19 protein-coding genes are annotated in these 19,208 nt (G+C 71.6%); 11 read left to right on the top strand and 8 right to left on the bottom strand.

Going from position 1 to position 19,208, the window contains the following annotated elements; genetic code table 11:
* Positions 1–2: 2 nt before the first annotated feature.
* The 8 genes from ACS5PV_RS11270 (at position 3) to glpK (ending at position 7,255) form a co-directional block, all read left to right on the top strand.
* Positions 3–1,088 carry an ABC transporter ATP-binding protein gene (locus ACS5PV_RS11270; protein WP_455395418.1) on the top strand — a complete coding sequence of 362 codons (1,086 nt, stop codon included), beginning with the start codon at positions 3–5 and terminating at the stop codon, positions 1,086–1,088.
* Positions 1,085–2,056 carry a carbohydrate ABC transporter permease gene (locus ACS5PV_RS11265; RefSeq protein ID WP_455395417.1) on the top strand — a complete coding sequence of 324 codons (972 nt, stop codon included), beginning with the start codon at positions 1,085–1,087 and terminating at the stop codon, positions 2,054–2,056. The genes ACS5PV_RS11270 and ACS5PV_RS11265 overlap by 4 nt, the downstream gene beginning before the upstream one ends.
* Positions 2,056–2,853, top strand: a complete 798-nt coding sequence (locus ACS5PV_RS11260; RefSeq protein WP_455395416.1) for a carbohydrate ABC transporter permease — start codon at positions 2,056–2,058, stop codon at positions 2,851–2,853. Before ACS5PV_RS11265 ends, ACS5PV_RS11260 begins: the two co-directional genes overlap by 1 nt.
* Before the next feature lie 14 nt (positions 2,854–2,867).
* Positions 2,868–3,149, top strand: coding sequence for a DUF2160 domain-containing protein (locus ACS5PV_RS11255; protein ID WP_455395415.1), 282 nt, complete (start codon positions 2,868–2,870; stop codon positions 3,147–3,149).
* 71 nt (positions 3,150–3,220) lie between these two features.
* A complete protein-coding gene (locus tag ACS5PV_RS11250; protein WP_455395414.1) occupies positions 3,221–4,966 on the top strand; it encodes an ABC transporter substrate-binding protein in 1,746 nt (581 codons plus the stop codon).
* A gap of 94 nt (positions 4,967–5,060) precedes the next feature.
* Positions 5,061–5,300, top strand: coding sequence for a type II toxin-antitoxin system Phd/YefM family antitoxin (locus ACS5PV_RS11245; RefSeq protein ID WP_455395413.1), 240 nt, complete (start codon positions 5,061–5,063; stop codon positions 5,298–5,300).
* Positions 5,297–5,731 carry a type II toxin-antitoxin system VapC family toxin gene (locus tag ACS5PV_RS11240; RefSeq protein ID WP_455395412.1) on the top strand — a complete coding sequence of 145 codons (435 nt, stop codon included), beginning with the start codon at positions 5,297–5,299 and terminating at the stop codon, positions 5,729–5,731. The genes ACS5PV_RS11245 and ACS5PV_RS11240 overlap by 4 nt, the downstream gene beginning before the upstream one ends.
* 30 nt (positions 5,732–5,761) lie before the next feature.
* Positions 5,762–7,255: a glycerol kinase GlpK gene (gene glpK / locus ACS5PV_RS11235; protein WP_455395411.1), complete on the top strand. Its 1,494-nt coding sequence runs from the start codon at positions 5,762–5,764 to the stop codon at positions 7,253–7,255.
* 269 nt (positions 7,256–7,524) lie between these two features.
* Here glpK and ACS5PV_RS11230 read toward each other — a convergent pair whose 3' ends face one another.
* Together ACS5PV_RS11230 and ACS5PV_RS11225 are read right to left on the bottom strand one after the other, a co-directional pair.
* A complete protein-coding gene (locus ACS5PV_RS11230; protein WP_455395410.1) occupies positions 7,525–8,391 on the bottom strand; it encodes an NAD(P)-dependent oxidoreductase in 867 nt (288 codons plus the stop codon).
* 122 nt (positions 8,392–8,513) lie between these two features.
* The gene (locus ACS5PV_RS11225) at positions 8,514–9,332 is read right to left on the bottom strand and encodes a transporter substrate-binding domain-containing protein (RefSeq protein ID WP_455395409.1); all 819 of its coding nucleotides are present in this window, start codon (positions 9,330–9,332) and stop codon (positions 8,514–8,516) included.
* A gap of 158 nt (positions 9,333–9,490) precedes the next feature.
* Between ACS5PV_RS11225 and ACS5PV_RS11220 the strand changes: the two genes are divergently transcribed.
* Positions 9,491–11,227 carry a chemotaxis protein gene (locus ACS5PV_RS11220; RefSeq protein ID WP_455395408.1) on the top strand — a complete coding sequence of 579 codons (1,737 nt, stop codon included), beginning with the start codon at positions 9,491–9,493 and terminating at the stop codon, positions 11,225–11,227.
* 11 nt (positions 11,228–11,238) lie between these two features.
* Here ACS5PV_RS11220 and moaA read toward each other — a convergent pair whose 3' ends face one another.
* Entirely contained in the window at positions 11,239–12,288 is a 1,050-nt protein-coding gene (moaA, locus tag ACS5PV_RS11215) for a GTP 3',8-cyclase MoaA (protein WP_455395407.1), read from the bottom strand.
* A gap of 110 nt (positions 12,289–12,398) precedes the next feature.
* Between moaA and ACS5PV_RS11210 the strand changes: the two genes are divergently transcribed.
* A complete protein-coding gene (locus ACS5PV_RS11210) occupies positions 12,399–12,809 on the top strand; it encodes a gamma-butyrobetaine hydroxylase-like domain-containing protein (RefSeq protein WP_455395406.1) in 411 nt (136 codons plus the stop codon).
* On the opposite strand, the gene ACS5PV_RS11205 is transcribed toward ACS5PV_RS11210, so the two are convergent.
* Both ACS5PV_RS11205 and ACS5PV_RS11200 read right to left on the bottom strand, forming a co-directional pair.
* Positions 12,810–14,027, bottom strand: coding sequence for an MFS transporter (locus ACS5PV_RS11205; RefSeq protein ID WP_455395405.1), 1,218 nt, complete (start codon positions 14,025–14,027; stop codon positions 12,810–12,812). It abuts the gene before it with no gap.
* Between the two features lie 20 nt (positions 14,028–14,047).
* Positions 14,048–15,367, bottom strand: coding sequence for a tetratricopeptide repeat protein (locus tag ACS5PV_RS11200; RefSeq protein WP_455395404.1), 1,320 nt, complete (start codon positions 15,365–15,367; stop codon positions 14,048–14,050).
* A 123-nt stretch (positions 15,368–15,490) separates the two neighbouring features.
* On the opposite strand from ACS5PV_RS11200, the gene ACS5PV_RS11195 reads away from it, so the two are divergent.
* Positions 15,491–16,378: an AraC family transcriptional regulator gene (locus ACS5PV_RS11195; protein WP_455395403.1), complete on the top strand. Its 888-nt coding sequence runs from the start codon at positions 15,491–15,493 to the stop codon at positions 16,376–16,378.
* Positions 16,379–16,705: 327 nt separating this feature from the next.
* On the opposite strand, the gene ACS5PV_RS11190 is transcribed toward ACS5PV_RS11195, so the two are convergent.
* The 3 genes from ACS5PV_RS11190 to ACS5PV_RS11180 form a co-directional block, all read right to left on the bottom strand.
* Positions 16,706–17,332 (bottom strand): L,D-transpeptidase, encoded by a 627-nt coding sequence (locus ACS5PV_RS11190; RefSeq protein WP_455395402.1) that lies wholly within the window; start codon positions 17,330–17,332, stop codon positions 16,706–16,708.
* A gap of 204 nt (positions 17,333–17,536) precedes the next feature.
* Complete coding sequence (eda, locus tag ACS5PV_RS11185; protein WP_455395401.1) at positions 17,537–18,181, bottom strand: bifunctional 4-hydroxy-2-oxoglutarate aldolase/2-dehydro-3-deoxy-phosphogluconate aldolase; 645 nt, start codon at positions 18,179–18,181, stop codon at positions 17,537–17,539.
* Positions 18,178–19,128, bottom strand: a complete 951-nt coding sequence (locus tag ACS5PV_RS11180) for a sugar kinase (protein ID WP_455395400.1) — start codon at positions 19,126–19,128, stop codon at positions 18,178–18,180. The genes eda and ACS5PV_RS11180 overlap by 4 nt, the downstream gene beginning before the upstream one ends.
* Between the last annotated feature and the right edge of the window lie 80 nt (positions 19,129–19,208).

Raw genomic sequence — 19,208 nt, 5'->3', positions numbered from 1 at the left:
ACATGGCCCGCATCACCCTCGACCACCTCGCCCACGCCTACGGCCCGAACCCGCAAGGCCCGCAGGACTATGCGCTGAAGGAGATCGACCACGTCTGGCGCCAGGGCGGCGCCTACGCGCTGCTCGGACCGTCGGGCTGCGGCAAGTCCACGCTGCTCAACATCATCTCGGGGCTGGTGGTCCCGACCCGCGGCCGCATCCTGTTCGACGACCGCGACGTCACGACCGTGCCGACCGAGGGGCGCAACATCGCCCAGGTGTTCCAGTTCCCGGTCGTCTACGACACCATGACGGTGCGGGAGAACCTGGCCTTCCCGCTGAAGAACCGGCGCGTGGCGCCGGCCACCATCCGGTCGCGGGTGGAGGAGATCGCCGGGCTCCTCGACCTCACCCGGGTGCTGGACCGCCGCGCCAACAACCTAACGGCGGACATGAAGCAGAAGATCTCGCTCGGCCGGGGCCTCGTGCGCCCGGACGTGGCGGCGATCCTGTTCGACGAGCCGCTCACCGTCATCGACCCGCACCTGAAATGGCAGCTGCGCTCGACCCTCAAGGAGCTGCACCGCAAGCTCGACCTGACGATGATCTACGTCACCCACGACCAGACCGAGGCGCTGACCTTCGCCGATACGGTGGTGGTGATGCATGACGGCGCCGTGGTGCAGACCGGCACGCCGGACGAATTGTTCGAGCGCCCGGCCCACACCTTCGTCGGCCACTTCATCGGCTCGCCGGGCATGAACCTGCTTCCCGCCGACGTGCAGGGCGCGACCGCGACGATCGAGGGTCACGCCATCCCGCTCGCCCGGCACTACCCGGCCCTGCCGAAGGGGAAGCGCATCGAGCTCGGCGTGCGACCCGAATACGTGCATCTGGCGCCGAAGGGCCTCGGGCTCCCGGTGCAGGTCAAGCGCATCGACGATATCGGCCGCCAGCGCCTCGCCCGGGTCGAACTGGGTGGCCGGCCCCTCGTCGCCACGGTGGCGGAGGGCCAGAGCCTCGACGGTGCGGAGGCGGCGCTGACCCTCGATCCGCGCCAGATCCACATCTACGCCGACGGCGCCCTGGTGCCGGGAGAGGCCGCATGACCAAGACCGTCAACCAGAAGGCCTGGCTCCTCGTCCTGCCGGTCTTCGCCGTCGTCGCCTTCTCGGCGGTGCTGCCGCTGATGACGGTGGTCAACTACTCGTTCCAGGACACGTTCGGCAACAACCAGTTCTTCTGGAACGGCCTCGGCTGGTTCCAGGAACTGCTCGACCCGTCGACCCAGTTCGGCGAGCGCTTCTTCGATTCGCTGTGGCGCAACCTGCTGTTCTCAGGCGTCATCCTGGCGATCGAGGTGCCGCTCGGCATCGCGGTGGCGCTCTCGATGCCGCGCGAAGGCCGCTCGGTCGCGTTCTGCCTCGTGCTGATGGCGCTGCCGCTCCTCATCCCGTGGAACGTCGTCGGCACGATCTGGCAGGTCTTTGCCCGCAGCGACATCGGGTTGCTGGGCGCCACCCTCAACCGCCTCGGCATCGACTACAACTACGCCGGCTCCGCGCTCGCCGCCTGGGTCACGATCGTGACCATGGATGTCTGGCACTGGACGAGCCTCGTGGCGCTCCTGTGCTACGCGGGTCTCAAGTCGATCCCCGACGCCTATTACCAGGCCGCCCGCATCGACGGGGCGAGCCAGTGGGCGATCTTCCGCACCATCCAGCTGCCGAAGATGCGCCGCGTCCTGCTGATCGCCGTGCTGCTGCGCTTCATGGACTCGTTCATGATCTACACCGAGCCCTTCGTGCTCACCGGCGGCGGGCCCGGCAACGCCACGACCTTCCTGTCGATCGACCTCGTCAAGCTGGCGCTCGGACAGTTCGATCTCGGCCGGGCGGCGGCGATGTCGCTGGTCTACAACCTCATCATCCTGAGCGTCTGCTGGGTGTTCTACACCGTGATGACCAACGTCGACGCCGGCAACCGCACGGTGCTGGCCGACGACCCGGCGGACGCGAGCGCCGCCGGCAGCCTGCCCCAAGCCACCACCATCCCGCTCGACCGGAGGGCCGCCTGATGCGCCCGCGCCACGTCGTGATGACGCTCTACCTCCTCTTCCTGATGGTGCCGATCTACTGGCTCGTGAACATGAGCCTGAAGACCAACCAGGAAATCAACACCAGCATGACGCTCTGGCCGCATGCGATCACGTTCGACAACTACATCCGGATCTTCACCGATCCGAGCTGGTACGGCGGCTACCTGAACTCGCTGTCCTACGTGGCGATCAACACGGTGCTGTCGATCGGGCTCGCCCTGCCCGCGGCCTACGCCTTCTCGCGCTACAGCTTCATCGGCGACAAGCACCTGTTCTTCTGGCTGCTCTCGAACCGGATGGCGCCGCCGGCGGTGTTCGCGCTGCCGTTCTTCAACCTGTACTCGTCGGTCGGCCTGTTCGACACGCCCTGGGCGGTGGCGCTCGCCCACTGCCTGTTCAACGTGCCGCTGGCGGTGTGGATTCTCGAGGGCTTCATGTCCGGCGTGCCGCGCGAGATCGACGAGACCGCGGCGATCGACGGGTACTCGTTCCCGCGCTTCTTTACGAAGATCTTCATGCCCTTGATCGCGTCGGGCATCGGCGTCGCCGCCTTCTTCTGCTTCATGTTCTCCTGGGTCGAGCTCTTGCTCGCCCGCACGCTGACCTCGGTCGACGCCAAGCCCATCGCCGCCACCATGACCCGCACGGTCTCGGCCGCCGGCATGGATTGGGGCCTGCTCGCCGCGGCCGGCGTGCTCACCATCGTGCCGGGCGCGCTCGTGATCTGGTTCGTGCGCAACTACATCGCCAAGGGCTTCGCCCTCGGCCGCGTCTGACCGGGAGACATCCGATGCCTGATTTCGCCTGGATGGCCTGGACCTGGCAGACCGCGACCTTCTTCGCGGTCATCGCTGGCCTGCTCGCCCTGATGACCGCGCTCGCCGTGTGGCGCCCGGAGACCGAGCAGGTCGGGATCCTGCGGATCCCCACCACCCGCGGCGACCGGCTGTTCCTGACGCTGGTCGGCACCGCCTTCATCAATCTCGCCTGGCTCGGCCTCGTCGGCCCGAGCCTGGAATGGGCGCTCGCGCTCTCGCTCGTTTACGGGGCGGTGATGTTCCGCTTCGCATGAAAGCCCGTCGCTACGTCCGGCATGAGCCGGCACCAGGCGGGCCGATCACCACCAGAGGGAGGACAACCAGCATGAAACGCCATCGTCTGCTCACGGCCGCGAGCGCGCTCGCGCTCAGCCTCGCCGCCGGCCACGCCTTTGCCGGCATGGAAGAGGCCAAGCGCTGGGTCGACACCGAGTTCCAGCCCTCGACCCTGTCGAAGGAGGAGCAGCTCAAGGAGATGCAGTGGTTCGTCGACGCGGCGAAGCCCTTCGCCGGCATGGAGATCAACTTCGTCTCCGAGACGCTGACCACGCACGAATACGAGGCCCGCACGCTCGCGAAGGCCTTCGCCGAGATCACCGGGATCAAGGTGCGCCACGACCTCCTGCAGGAGGGCGACGTGGTGGAGAAGATCCAGACCCAGATGCAGTCGGGCAAGAACATCTACGACGGCTGGATCAACGATTCCGACCTCGTCGGCACCCATTTCCGCTACGGCCAGACCGTGGCCTTGTCCGACTTCATGAAGGGCGAGGGCAAGGACGTCACCTCGCCGACCCTCGACCTCGAGGACTTCATCGGCCGCTCGTTCGGCACCGGCCCGGACGACAAGCTCTATCAGCTGCCCGACCAGCAGTTCGCCAACCTGTACTGGTTCCGCTACGACTGGTTCACCCGCGCCGACCTCAAGGAGAAGTTCAAGGCCAAGTACGGCTACGATCTCGGCGTGCCGGTCAACTGGTCGGCCTACGAGGACATCGCCGACTTCTTCACCAACGACGTGAAGGAGATCGACGGCGTCAAGGTCTATGGCCACATGGACTACGGCAAGAAGGACCCCTCGCTCGGCTGGCGCTTCACCGATGCGTGGCTGTCGATGGCCGGCAACGGCGACAAGGGCATCCCGAACGGCAAGCCGGTCGACGAGTGGGGCATCCGCATCGAGGGCTGCCGCCCGGTCGGCTCCTCGATCGAGCGCGGCGGCGACACCAACGGCCCGGCCGCGGTCTACTCGGTGACGAAGTACGTCGAGTGGCTGAAGAAGTACGCCCCGCCGCAGGCCGCCGGCATGACCTTCTCGGAGTCGGGCCCCGTGCCGTCGCAGGGCAACGTCGCCCAGCAGATCTTCTGGTACACCGCCTTCACCGCCGACATGGTCAAGCCCGGCCTCCCGGTGATGAACCAGGACGGCACGCCGAAGTGGCGCATGGCGCCCTCGCCGAAGGGCCCGTACTGGAAGGAGGGCATGAAGCTCGGCTATCAGGATGCCGGCTCGCTCACCCTCCTGAAGTCGACCCCCCTCGACCGTCGCAAGGCGGCCTGGCTCTACCAGCAGTTCATCGTCTCGAAGTCGGTCAGCCTGAAGAAGAGCCACGTCGGCCTCACCTTCATCCGCGAGAGCGACATCTGGGACAAGTCCTTCACCGAGCGGGCGCCGAAGCTCGGCGGCCTGATCGAGTTCTACCGCTCGCCGGCCCGCACGCAGTGGACCCCGACCGGCGTGAACGTGCCGGACTACCCCAAGCTCGCCCAGCTGTGGTGGCAGAACATCGGCGACGCCTCCTCGGGCGCCAAGACCCCGCAGGCGGCGATGGACGCGCTCGCCAACGCCCAGGACGACGTGATGGCGCGCCTGGAGCGCTCCAAGGTCCAGGGCGAGTGCGGCCCGAAGCTCAACCCAAAGACCTCGGCCGAGCACTGGTACGAGCAGGCCAAGAAGGACGGCACGCTGGCCCCCCAGCGCAAGCTCGCCGACGAGAAGCCGAAGGGTGAGACGATCGACTACGATACGCTCATCAAGAGCTGGCCGGCTTCGCCCCCGAAGCGCGGCTGACCTTGCGGAGCCGGGGCTCTCAAGCCCCGGCTCTCCTTTTCGCGGATGGCCGGATTCCGCTATCCTGGCGGCCAATGCCGCCACGGAGGTTGTCATGGCCTATTACTCGCTGGAAGACGCCATCGCCCGCCTGCCCGAACTCCTCGCCAAGGCGACGGAGGGCGAGGAGGTGATCATCACCCGCCTCGACGAGGATCTCGTCAAGCTCGTGCCGACCGAGCCGCGGCCGATGACCAAGGAAGAGGCCGACTGGCTGCGCGATACCATCGTGACACCGCGCGAGCCGATCGACGCGGTCGCCCTCGTCCGACAGATGCGGGATGAAGGCGCGTGAACCGCATTTATTGCGACGCCAACATCGTCATCGCGATCTTCGTGCGGGAAGCCTTATCGTCGCGGATTCAGACCTGGGTCACCGATCCGAGCGTCGGCGTCGTCATATCGGACCTCACGGTTCTCGAGTTTACGTCTGCGATTTCGCGGCTGGTCCGTGAGCGCAAGCTGGATGCGGCCGAAGCCCGGTCGATCTTCTCGCGCTTCGAGTTCTGGCGGGCGGCCCTCGGCCGCCCGATGACCATCACGCGGAACATGTTCGTCCACGCCCGCACCATCGTCGAGGACGCCTCCCTCGGCGTGCGCGGTCCCGACGCCCTGCATCTCGCGCTGCTCCAGGTCACCGGCCTGCCCTTCGCCACCTTCGACGCGCGGCTCCGCCGGGCGGCCGATACGCTCGGCCTGTCCACCCTGGAGCCGCCACCCCTCTAGACACGCCGCAACCGCGTGAAAGAGCCGCCGATGTCCTCCCTCATCCTCGCCATCGACCAGGGCACCACCTCCTCGCGCGCCCTGCTGTTCCGCCCCGACACCTCGATCGCGGGCCTCGCCCAGGCCGAGTTCCCGCAGCATTTCCCGGCCTCGGGCTGGGTCGAGCACGAGCCGGAGGATCTCTGGCGCACCACCCTCGACACCTGCCGGGCGGCGATGAAGCAGGCCGGGGTGACGGCACGGGACGTGGCGGCGATCGGCATCACCAACCAGCGCGAGACGACGCTGGTCTGGGACAGGCGCACCGGCGAGGCGGTGCACCGCGCCATCGTCTGGCAGGACCGGCGCTCGGCCGGGATCTGCGCCCGCCTCAAGGAGGAGGGCCACGAGCCGAGGGTCACGGCGAAGACCGGCCTGATCCTCGATCCCTACTTCTCCGGCACCAAGATCGCCTGGATCCTCGACAACGTGCCGGGCGCCCGCGCTCGCGCCGAGGCCGGCGAGCTCGCCTTCGGCACCGTCGATTCCTACCTCCTGTGGCGCCTCACCGGCGGCCGGCTCCACGTCACCGACGCCACCAACGCCTCGCGCACCCTGCTCTTCGACATCCATCGCGGTGTCTGGGACGAGGAGATGATGGGGCTTCTCGGCGTGCCGGCCTCGATGCTGCCGGAGGTGCGCGATTCGTCCGGCGATTTCGGGAAGACCGACCCGGAGCTGTTCGGCGCGGCGATCCCGATCCGGGGCGTGGCCGGCGACCAGCAAGCGGCGACCGTCGGCCAGGCCTGCTTCCGGCCCGGCATGGTCAAGTCGACCTACGGCACCGGGTGCTTCGCCCTCCTCAACACCGGGTCGCAGCCGGTGGTCTCGAAGAACAAGCTCCTCACCACCATCGCCTATCAGCTGAACGGGAAGCGCACCTACGCCCTCGAAGGCTCGATCTTCGTCGCCGGGGCGGCGGTGCAGTGGCTGCGCGACGGGCTCGGCGTGATCGAATCGGCGGCCGAGACCGGAGCGCTCGCCGAGCGGGCCGACCCGGGCCAGGACGTCTACCTGGTGCCGGCCTTCGTCGGCCTCGGCGCGCCGTACTGGGAGCCCGACGCCCGCGGCGCCCTGTTCGGGCTGACCCGCGGCACCGGCCCGGCCGAACTCGCCCGCGCGGCGCTCGAGAGCGTCTGCTACCAGACCGCCGACCTGCTGGCCGCCATGCGGGCCGACTGGCCGGACGGGGACGGCAGCGCAACGGTGCTCAGGGTCGACGGCGGCATGGTCGCCTCGGACTGGACGATGCAGCGCCTCGCCGATCTCCTCGCCGCACCCGTCGACCGGCCCGAGGTGAAGGAGACGACGGCGCTCGGCGCGGCCTATCTCGCCGGCCTTTCCTGCGGCCTCTACCCCGAGCCCGAGCACTTCGCCGACCACTGGCGCCTGGAGCGCCGCTTCGCCCCGGCGATGGAGCCGACCTTGCGCGAGCGCCGGCTTGCCGGCTGGCGCAAGGCGGTGAGCTGTCTGGTGGGGAAGTAGAGACCTGATTTACCGGCGCTGACTGGAAGACCAGATGGCGCGGGATCCCCTCTCCAGGCGATGCCGGGCTTGCCCGGTATCGCTGCAAGGTGTGGGAGAGGGGTAGGGGTGAGGGTGACACGCTTCGGAATCGAGCACTGAGCGTCGAGCTGCCAGCACCACGCCCACCGATTCATGTGGAAGCGTATCACCCTCACCCCCGGCCCCTCTGCCATATGGGAGAGGGGAGGGAGCTTTGTCTTGTTATCGACAATGCCGCGCCGACGTTTTTACTTCTCCAGCCTGGCGATCAGGCTCGACGTGTCCCAGCGCCCGCCGCCCATGCTCTGCACCTCGGCGTAGAACTGGTCGACGAGGGCCGTCACCGGGAGCTTGGCCTTGTTGCGGCGGGCTTCCGCCAGCACGATCGACAGGTCCTTGCGCATCCAGTCGACGGCGAAGCCGAACTCGAACTTGCCCTCGTTCATGGTCTTGCCGCGGTTCTCCATCTGCCAGGAGCCGGCAGCGCCCTTGGAGATCACGTCGAGCACCGCCTCGATGTCGAGCCCGGCCTGCTTGCCGAAATGCACCGCCTCCGACAGGCCCTGGACGAGGCCGGCGATGCAGATCTGGTTCATCATCTTGGCGAGCTGGCCGGCCCCGACCGGCCCGAGCAGCCGGCAGGCGCGGGCATACGACCCGATCACCGGCTCGACCCGCGCGAAGGTGTCGGAATCACCGCCGCACATCACCGTCAGCACGCCGTTCTCGGCGCCGGCCTGGCCGCCGGAGACCGGTGCGTCGATGAAGCCGAAACCGGCCTTCTCGGCGGCGGCCGAGAGCTCGCGCGCGACTTCCGCCGAGGCGGTGGTGTGGTCGACGAAGACCGTGCCCTTGCCCATCGCGGCAAAAGCGCCGTCCGGGCCGGTCGTGACCGAGCGCAGGTCGTCGTCGTTGCCGACGCAGGCGAAGACGATCTCCTGGCCTTCCGCCGCCTCGCGCGGCGTCGCCGCGGCCTTGCCGCCGTGAGCCTTTACCCAGTCGTCGGCCTTGGCCTTGGTGCGGTTGTAGACCGTGACGTCGTGGCCCTTGGCGGCGAGGTGGCGGGCCATCGGGCCACCCATCACGCCGAGACCCAGAAACGCGACCTTTGCCATGCGCTCACTCCTCCCACGCCGTTGTCCCGCGGCGATCGGCCCCCGGTGTAGTGAGCCGCGCCCGCGCCCGTCAAACCGGTTCGCCTCCTCTCCACGAACGAGATCGTTCGTGGAGAGGAGCGTCACTTCGTGTCGAACGGGATGTACTTCGCCCGGATGCGGTCGTAGCGGCCGTCCGCCTTGAGCGCCGCGAGTGCCCGCTCGAACGCCTCGCGCAAGGCGGGATCGCCCTTGCGCAGGCCGATCCCGACGCCCTCGCCGAGGAGCGGCTCCCCCGCCGGCACATCGCCGGCGAACCGGCAGCACGCCTCGCCCTCGGGCCGGCTCAGGAAGGTCGCGAGGTCGAGCTTGTCGCCGAGCACGAGATCGACCCGGCCGGCGCGCAGGTCGAGAGTCGCGTCGGCGAGGCTGTCGAAGGTGCGGATCTCGGCGCCCGGCACCCGCTGCTCCAGGAAGGCAACCTGCGGCCCGTGCGCCGCGACGCCGATCGTGCGGCCCCTCAGGGTCGCCGGGCTCGGGTTCGGCAGCGAGGTGTCGCGCCGCGTCACGTAGGCGAAGGGGATCCGGAGATAGGGCTTGGTGAAGGCGATGCGAGCGGCCCGCTTCGGGGTGATCGCCATCGCCGCCATGATGGCATCGTACTCGCCGGCCTCCAGGCCCTTGATGATGCCGTCCCACTGGTGGAGCAGAACCGTGCAGGTGAGCCTGGCCTCGGCGCACAGGGCCTGGGCCAGATCGACCTCGAATCCCGCCGGCTTGCCGTCCTCGACGTAGTTGAACGGCGGGCGGCCGCCCTCGGTGGCGATGCGCACGGGGGAGGGGAGGGCGGTGGGGGCTTGCTGAGCGGTGGGGGCCTGCGGAGTGACAGGGGCTTCCTCGGCGCGGGCCGGCGCGGCGGCCAGCAGCGACAGGAGCAGGAGGCGGGAGAGCAGGCGGCTCATCCGGCGGCGGTCCCTCGTGGCGGGGTGGTCGATGAACGGGGCCGGACCCTGCCACGGCCACGCCTGCCGGCGCAACTCGCGCGTCGGATCCGCGCCCGCGGCGGTGACGCCTCGTCAGGGTTAACCGGCCTTTAAGCGCGGGGCGCTCTGATCCGTCCATGCGCCTGAGCTTCCGCCCGCCCCACCCGTCCCGCGACTCCGCCGACGCGGTCGAGATCCTGCCGCCGCTCCCCGTCGGGCCGGCGGTCGAGGGAGCGGCCGAGGGAGCCGGGCGCGATGCCGGACGGGCCGGGCGCGACGCCGTCGACCGGGTCGAGGCGGAGCTGGTCCGGGCCGCCCGCGCCGTCGGGGTCGCGGCCCGGGACAGCTGCGCCGAGACCGAGGCGGCGGCCGCGGACGCCGCCGCCCTCGCCCGCGGCCTCGATGCCCTGGGAGCCTGGGCCGAGGAGGCGGAAGCGCGCGGCCGCGCCCTCGGCACCGAGGCCGGGACCCTCGCGGCGGAGGCCGACGGCCTTGCCGGCGTGCTGGTCCAGGCCGGCCGCCACCTGGAGCGCACCGACGCGCAGAGCCGCGTGCTCGAAGCCGAGATGGGGAGCGCCGCGCAAGAAGCCGCCCGCGTCGTCGAGGCGGTGGCGACCCTGGTGCGGCAGGCCAACCGCCTCGCCATCAACGCCACCGTCGAGGCGACCCGCGCCGGCGCCGGCGGCGGGCCGCTCTGGCAGGCGGCGGAGGAATTCAAGCTTCTCTCGGCCGACGCCGCCCGGGCGGTGGCGGAGGTGCGCGCCTTGAGCCGCCGCCTCTCCGGCCCCGGGGCGGTGGCGATGGGCAGCGTCGCGACCTCGCTCGCCTGCCTGCGCCCGGCCTTCGCCGCCACCGGCTCGGCGGCGGAGGCGCAGGCCGCCGCCGCCCGGCGCCTCGCCGACGACGCCCGCGACCTTTCCGCGGTCACCGACGACCTCGGCCGGGAGGCCGCCCTGGCGACGGCGTCGGCGGCCGAAGCGGCACGGCGGATGGAGGCGGCGCGCTCCGTCGGGGCCGGCGTCGCCGGCCTCGCCGGGGGGCTTGCCGGGCGCACGGTCGCGTCCCTGCGCCAGGCGGAGATCGGCGACCGCCGCGTCCACGACCGCTATCCGGTCGACCTCGCGGCGCGGGTCGGCAACTGGGGCCTCGGGCGGGTGCACGACCTGAGCCGGGGCGGCCTGCTCCTGACCCCGCCGGAGGGCTGCGGCGCGGCACTCGGCGCCCGGCTCTCCCTCGACCTGCGCGGCATCGGCCGGTTGCAGGTGCGGGTGGTCGGGGCGAGCCCGCGCGGCCTGCACTGCGCGGTCGGTGACGCCGGATCGGAGGCGCGGCTGCGCGACGCGCTCGTGGCGATCGAGGAGGAGAACCGGCCGCTGATCGCGGCGGCGCTCGGCGGGGCGGCGTCGGTCGGCGCGGCCCTGGAGCAGGCGCTGGCCGCCGGCCGCCTCGCGCACCACGCCCTGTTCGACACCACCTACCGCCCCGTCGCCGGCATCGAGCCGCCGCACTACCTCACCGCCGCCGTGCCGGCGCTCGAGGACATCCTGCCGCCGATCCTCGAGCCGCTGCTGCTTGCCGATGCGCGCACGGCCTTCTGCATCGCGGTCGACCGCAACGGCTACGCCCCGGTCCACAACCGCGCCCAGGCGCAAAGCCCGCGGACCGGAGACCCGGCCTGGAACGCGCTGCATGCCCGCCAGCGCCGGCTCTACGACGACCGCATCGGGCTTTCCGCCGCCCGCTCGACCCGGGCCTTCCTGGTCCAGGCCTGCCCGCAGGACGAGGCCGGCCGCCAGCCCCTGCGCGAGGTGTCGAGCCCGATCCGGGTGCACGGCCGGCACTGGGGGGCGCTGCGGATGGGATTCCGGATCTGAGCGAGGGGGCCTCAGCCCCCCGTCGTACTCATGTGCCGCGGCACCGCGGGCTTGGCCGCGCGGGCGATGACGAAGTCGTGGCCCTTCGGCTTGCGGGTGATCGCCTCCCGGATCGCCTCGGCCACCACCGCGTCGTCGGGGGAGGCGCGCAACGCCGCCCGCAGGTCGGCGGCGTCTTCTTGACCCAAGCACATGTAGAGCTGGCCGGTGCAGGTCAGGCGCACCCGGTTGCAGCTCTCGCAGAAATTGTGGGTGAGCGGGGTGATGAAGCCGAGGCGCCCACCGGTCTCCTCCACCCGCACGTAGCGGGCGGGACCGCCGGTGCGGTCGGGCAGCGGGGTGAGGGTGAGGCGCTCCGACAGGCGCTCGCGCACCACCGAGAGCGGCAGGAACTGGTCGACGCGGTCCGGCTCGATGTCGCCGAGCGGCATCACCTCGATCAGCGTCATCTCCATGCCGAGCCCGTGGGCCCAGGCGAGCATCGCCGGAATCTCGTCCTCGTTGACGCCTTTCAGCGCCACGGCGTTGATCTTGACCTTGAGGCCGGCCTCGCGCGCCGCCGCGATGCCGTCGAGCACCGTATCGAGGTCGCCGCGCCGGGTGATCGCCCGGAACTTTTGCGGGTCGAGGGTGTCGAGCGAGACGTTGATCCGGCGCATGCCGAGATCCGCCAGCTCGGCGGCGTGCTGGCGCAGGCGCGTGCCGTTGGTGGTGAGCGTCATCTCCTCCAGCGCGCCGGAGGCGAGGTGGCGCGAGAGGTTGCGAAACAGCCGCATGATGTCCCGGCGCACCAGCGGCTCGCCGCCGGTGATCCGCAGCTTGCGCACCCCGCGCTCGACGAAGACCGAGCACACCCGGTCCAGCTCCTCCAGGGTGAGCAGGTCGCGCTTGGGCAGGAAGGTCATGTCCTCGGACATGCAGTAGACGCAGCGCAGGTCGCAGCGATCGGTCACCGAGACGCGCAGGTAGGTGATCGCGCGCTGGAACGGGTCGATCAGCGGCGCCGGCCGCGCCGGCACGGACGCCGCCGGCATCGGATCGTCGGTACGGGGACCCCACATGCGATCACTATCCTCGAGACTTGAGGCTCTGGCGGCCGGCAGCCAGCCTGCATATGAGCGCTCGCGGGACGACCGGCAAGTTGTGCTTGAGGCGCAGGGAGACGCAACCCATGACCGAGGCTCATAGGACCCCCGAGGCTCATAGGACCGACGACGCGGACTGGCCGACCGAGATCCGGCTGTCGCGCGACAAGCGCACGCTCCACGTCGCCTTCGCGAGCGGGGCGGCCTACGCCCTGCCGGCGGAATACCTGCGGGTCGAGAGCCCCTCGGCCGAGGTCCAGGGCCACGCGCCCTCCGAGCGCAAGTGGATCCCGGGCAAGCGCGAGGTCGAGATCCTGGCGGTGGCCCCGGTCGGCAACTACGCCGTCAAGCTCACCTTCGACGACATGCACGATACCGGGATCTACGCCTTCGACTTCCTGCGCCGCCTCGGCGAGGAGCAGGCGGCGCGGTTCTCCCGCTACGAGGAGGAGCTGGCGGCCCGGGGCCTGAGCCGGGAGCCGGCGCGGCGGCGGTGATCAGCCCACCGCGTGGGCCGGTCGCGACGCCGCCGACAGGCTGAGCGCCGCGACCGCGACGGCCAGCGGCGCGAACGACACCCACAGCACCACGTCCCAGCCGTAGCGGGCGAGCAGCCCGCCGGAGGAGAACGAGCCGACCGCCATCGTGCCGAACACCACGAAGTCGTTGAGCGACTGCACCCGGGTCCGCTCCTCCGGCCGGTGGCAGTCGAGCACCATCGCGGAGGCGCCGACGAAGCCGAAGTTCCAGCCGAGCCCGAGCAGGACCAGGAAGGCCCAGAAATGGCCGAGGTCCAGCCCCGACAGCCCGACGAAGGCCGCGACCGCCGTGAGCGACAGCCCCGCCGCCACGACGCTGGCTGCGCCGAACCGCGCGATCAGCCGCCCGGTGAAGAAGCTCGGCGCGTACATGGCGATCACGTGCCATTGCAGGCCGAGATTGGCGTCGTCCTGGGTGAAGCCGCACAGGTGCATCGCCAGCGGCGCGGCGGTCATCAGGAAGTTCATCAGGAGGTAGGACACCACCCCGCACAGCACCGCGGTGACGAAGCGCGGCTGGCGCGCGATCTCGCCCAGGGGGCGCCCGCCGGAGAGCTCGGCCGTCGTCGGCCCCGGCAGCCGCACGCCCATCAGCACCACGGCCGAGACCGCCGCCACCGCGGCCTGGGCGAGAAAGGTGGCGGCGAAGGCGTGGGCCGGCCACAGCGACATGGTGTGGCTGACGAGCTGCGGCCCGATCACGCCGGCAAACACCCCGCCGGCCATCACGGCGGAGAGCGCTCGCGGCCGGCGCGCGGCTGCGACGCAATCGGCGGCGGCGAAGCGGAACGACAGCACCACCGCGGCGTAGGCGCCGCCGAAGAAGGTCGCGACGCAGAACAGCCAGAACGAGGACAGGACGACCGCGAGCGCCGCGATGAGTCCGACGAGCACCCCGCTCCCGGTGCCGGCGAGGAACGCCGTGCGGCGGCCGTAGGCCCGGGCGATGCGCCCGGCCGGCAGGGTGCAGGCGGCCATGCCGACGACGAAGATCGAGATCGGCAGGGTGGCGAGGGCGGGGCTCGGCGCGAGCTGGCTGCCGATCACCGCGCCGGTGGCGTAGACCACGACCGAGTTGGCGCCGGCGAGCGCCTGGGCGAGCGCCAGGCGCAGCACGTTGCCGGTGCCGGTCCCGGCGCGGACGGAACTCTCAGGAGGGGCGGCGGGGTTGGACATCGCTCGTCTCGTCGGGGGCGTCAGAGGGTGAGGTCGGCCCGCCAGCGCGCATCGCGCGGCGAGGGGCGGCGGTGGAGGCGCCGGTCGAGGAGCGCGCGGGCCTTGGCCGCCTCGCCGGCGCGCATCAGGGCGACGAGGAGCGTGTCCTCGATCACCTCGCGCTGGGCGCCGCTGCCGCCGAGGCGCACGACGTCGGCGGCGACCGGTTCGAGGATCCGGGCGCAGGACGCGAAATCCTCCTCCGCGAAGGCGAGGGCCGCCCGGCAGATCGCCGGCACCACCGGGCCCGCCGCCAGCGTCCCCGCCTCGACGAGGCCGGCGAGCGCGTCGATGCGCCTGTGCGCCGCCGCCCGGTCGCCGGTCGCGGCGGCGAGCAGGCCCATATGCGCGTCGGCGAAGCCGAAGCCCGCCTTGACGTAGTACGGCCGCGCATAGGCCCGGACCTCGTCCCACAGGCCGGCCGGGACGGCGTGCCCGTAGGCGGCGAGCCGCCAGAGCAGCGAGACCGTGTCGGTGATGACGTTGAGCGATAGGCCCGCGGTCACCCCGGGCTGGACGTGGGCGCCGTAGATCGCCAGCGCGCCCTCCGCGTCGCCGCGCTCCAGCGCCGCGAGCGCGGCGTGCCAGGCGATGTGGCCGTGCAGGATGCCGGAGCGGTCGTAATCCGGCAGCCACCCGGCGATCAGCGCCTCGGCCTCAACCCCGGCCCCGTCCTCGAACAGGGCGTGCGACAGGGCGTGGGCGCCGTTGGCGTTCTCGCGCCGCAGGGCGAAGCCGTGCTCGGCGAGGGCGCGCCCGCGGGCGACCGCGCCGTTCTCGGTGTGGGCCCAGCCGCGATAGGTCGTGAACCACCAGTCGTCCGCGTCGTAGGCGTGGGCGTGGCGCTCGCAGAGATCGACCCGTGCCTGATCGTGGTCGGCCCGGCCGGAGAAGGCCAGGAGCCCGAAGGCGCCGAGCGGCAGCGACAGGATCAGGGCGTCCCGCGGCCAGGATTCGGCGTGGGCGAGGGCGCGGGCCAGCGCCGGCTCCGACTGCCCGTCGATCGCGAGCGACAATACCGCGACGTGGCTGCGCTCGCGCTCGGTCCCGCCGCGTGCCAGGCACTCGGCGGCCTTCGCGATGAAGGCCCGCGCCGCTCCCGATTCGGCCCGCATCGCGTGCAGGCGGGCCCGGGCGGCATGCGCCAGGGCAAAGCCCGGATCCTCGGCGATCGCCGCATCGAGCGCGTCCGCGGCGCCCGGCCAGGCGGCGAGCAGCAGGTCGGTGCCGGCGCGGTAATGCGCGGCGGCGTCCTCGGAGCGGGTCGACAGGGGCAGGCCGCGGCGATCGGGGTGGGCCATCATGTTCTTCTCTGGCAGCGGCCTGCGGCAGCAGAATTCTTCTCCTGCATAGCCGGGAAACGACTGTCCGTATCTCGACGGGGTGACAATTCGTGTAGACTGGCTGCCAAACTGGAGCCCGGCATGCAGTGGGAGACGATCGAGACACCGCGCGATGCGGCGCCCCCGCGACCCCTGACGGTGCGCGCGCAAGCGATCCCGCCGCGCCACTCCTTCCCCGAGCACGCCCATGACTGGCACCAGGTCGTCTATGCCATCTCGGGGGTGCTGACGGTGGCGGTGGCCGGCCGCTCCTTCGTGATCTCGCCGGAGCAGGCGGTGTGGCTGCCGACCGGGCACCGGCACCGGGTCGGCTCCCTGCTCGGGGCGGAGTTCCGCAGCCTGTGGATCGCCGACGCGGCCGGGCGCGGCCTGCCCGGGGAGCCGACGGTGCTCGGCGTCCCGGCCCTGCTCCAGGCCCTCATCGTCGAGGCCGCCGCCCTCGACGGGCAGGCCGACGCGGACGGCTATGCCGGCCGCGTCGCCGGCCTGATCCTCGACCAGCTTCGCCGCGCCGCGCCGCTCCCCGGGGCGCTGCCCTGGCCGCGCGGCGGCCCGCTGACGGAGTTGTGCGAGGCGCTCTACGCCGAGCCGGCCGATGCGCGGGGCCCGGAGGAATGGGGCCGGGCGCTCGGCCTGTCGGGCCGCACGCTCGCCCGCCGCTTCGAGGCCGAGCTCGGCATGAGCCTGCGCTCCTGGCGCCGGCGCCTGCGCCTGTTCAAGGCGGTCGAGCTGATGGGCGGCGGGCTCGACGTGACCCGCACCGCCCTGGCGCTCGGCTACGGCTCGACCTCGGCCTTCGTCTACGCGTTCCGGTCCGACATGGGGTGCGCGCCGCAGGCCTACATGCGCGGGCGGTCGGCGGGGCTGTCCGGGGAGAAGAAAAGGCACGGTCTTCCCCCTCCCCCCAACGGAACTCGGGCGTGCCCGAGTTCCGCATCCACTTGCCCAAGTCGGGCATGCCCGACTTGAGTCGGGGGAGGGTGCCCGGCTGCGAGTGCGAAGCACTCGTGCGCCGGGCGGGAGAGGGGCAGCGCGACGCTTGAGGATGTGGCGCCCTTCATCGAGCGCGCGACTCTCTGGAAGCGGCGTCCCCTCTCCCGACCCCCTTCGGGGGCCACCCTCCCCCGCAGAGGGGGAGGGACAAAGCCTTGAGTCTCTTCTTTTGCCCGGACAGCCCTGCCGCACGCGGGGAGAGGTGAAAATCCGCCCATAAGATCGCGCATATCGGGCGAACCGCCATGAAAAAGGCCGGCACAAGGCCGGCCTCTTCCAACATCCAGGCGATACCGCGCTTCGTCAGCGCTGCACGATCACCTTCGTGCCGACCTTCACGTGGGTATACAGGTCCATCACGTCGTCGTTGGTCATCCGGATGCAGCCGGAGGAGACGGCGGTGCCGATGGTCTCGGGCTCGTTCGAGCCGTGGATGCGGTAGAGCGAGCCGCCGAGATACATCGCGCGGGCGCCGAGCGGGTTCTCCGGGCCGCCCTTCATGTAGCGCGGCAGGTCGGGCCGGCGGCGGATCATCTGCGCCGGCGGGCGCCAATCGGGCCACTCGCGCTTCATCGAGACGGTCTGCACGCCGCCCCAGGTGAAGCCCGGGCGGCCGACGCCGACGCCGTAGCGCAGGGCCTGGCCGTTGCCGAGCACGTAGTACAGGCGGCGCTCGCTGGTCGAGACCACGATGGTGCCGGCGCCGTAGGGACCCGAATAGGCCACCGTCTCGCGCGGGATCGGGCTGAGCTTGGGCACCGAGGCGTCGAGCGGGTCGGCCGCGGCGCCGGCGGGGGACCGCACCGTCACGGTGAGCGGCTGGTCGAGGGGCTGGCGGGTGAGCGGGTCGATCTCGTAGGCGGCGGCGGGCGCCGCCCAGGCGGTGACGGCGCAGACCAGCCCGGCCAGGGCGGGAACGAAGCGGCGCATGGAAGCCTCTTGGCAAAGGAAAGCTTGGACGGGAAGCGCGGGTAGGTCGGTGCGAACGCGACCGGCACCGTACGGCTGAACCAATGGCCAAGCCGTAAACGCCCACGTCTCAAAGCCAAGCTTAAATCCGGCGCGCTTTCGCGGTTGCGAAGTCGGCGTTGTGCCCGCGCCACACCGTGGCGGCGCGGGCACGTTTCCGCACCGTTACTGCAGGGCCGCGAGTGTGCGGCGCGCCCGCTCGGTGATGGCGGCGAAATTGCCGGCGCGGATCTCGGCTTCCGGCGCCAGCCACGAGCCGCCCACCGCCGCGACGTTCGGCAGGGCGAGCCAGGCCTTGGCGTCGGCCTCACTGACGCCGCCGGTGGGGCAGAAGCGGGCTTGTGGGAACGGCCCGCCGAGCGCCTTCAAGGCCGCCATGCCGCCCGCCGGCACCGCGGGGAAGAACTTCGCCACGGTGAATCCGGCGGCGAGCACCTGCATCAGGTCGGAGGGCGTGGCGATGCCGGGCATGAACACCATGTCGCTGGCCGCGGCCGCCCGCAGAAGCTCCGGCGTCGCCCCCGGGCTGAGGGCGAAGCGGGCGCCGAGCGCGTGGGCGGTCTCGAGGTCGGCGGGCGTCAGCACCGTGCCGAGGCCGACCACCGCCTCGGGCACCTCGGCCATGATGGCCTTCGCGGCGTCGCGGGCCACCGGCGTGCGCAGGGTGATCTCCAGGGTGGTGATGCCGCCGGCCACGAGCGCGCGGGCGAGCGGCACCGCGTGGGCGAGCTCCGGCACGGTGATGACGGGAATCACCGGGGAGGCGGCGAGCAGCGCGTCGAGGCGCCGGGCGCGGGTCTCGGTCGTCATGAGCGGTCCTGTTTCGTTGCGGAGGCAGGGGCGGGCGGCAGGTCGGGCATCGCCACCCGGGGGATCACGGCGCCGCGGTGCCCGATCACGGTGCCGGCGAGGCGGTGGCCGCGGGACGCGGCCTCGGCAGGCGGGCATCCGGCGAGGCGGGCCGCCATGTAGGCCGCCGCGAAGCTGTCGCCCGCCGCGGTGGTGTCGACGACGGCCTCGACGGGCGGGGCCGTCACCGTGACGTCCTCGGTCCCGGCGAGCACCCGCACGCTCGGCGGCGAGCCGCCGCCCTTCAGCACGATCTCGCAGCGGCCGTGATGGCGCAGCACCTCCTCCTCGCCCTCGGCCCCGTAGAGCCATTCGAGGTCTTCCGCGGAGGCGAAGATCAGGTCGGCCGCCGCCATCGCCTCGCGGAAGGATCCTTGCGCCTTCGCCTTGTCGGGCCAGCCGCGGGGCCGGTAGTTGGTGTCGAAGGCGACCCGCCCGCCCCGCGCCTGGACCGCCCGGCAGGTCTCGGCGAGCGCCGCCCGCCCGGCCTCGCCGTAGAGCGACAGGCTGATGCCGGAGGCGTAGACGAGGTCGTAGCCCGCGAGCGCGGCCCGGGTCTCCGCGGCGCCGGGGCCTGAGAACAGGTCGCGGGCGGCGGCGCTGTCGCGCCAGTAGTGGAAGCTGCGCTCGCCGGCGGCGTCGGTGCGGATGATGTAGAGCCCCGGCATCCGCCCGGGCAGGCGCCGCACCCGGTCCGTGCCGATCCCCTCGGCGGCCCAGGCCGCCAGCATCTCCTCGCTCCACGGATCGTCGCCGAGCGCCGTCACGTAATCGACCGCGACGCCGAGCCGGGCGAGGTAGAGCGCGGTGTTCAGCGTATCGCCGCCGTAGCCGCGCGAGAGGCTGCCGTCGGGCCGCTCCGACAGCTCCATCATGCACTCGCCGATGCAGGCGACCCTCGTTGCCATCGTGTTCGTCCCTCTCCCCGCCGGGCCGGCGGATCGACGCTTCGTCTCAACGCTAAGACATTGTAGAGCCGGCTTTTCCC

This window comes from Methylobacterium sp. Gmos1 (assembly GCF_053764715.1).
This window is presented reverse-complemented; position numbering and strand designations above follow the sequence as displayed.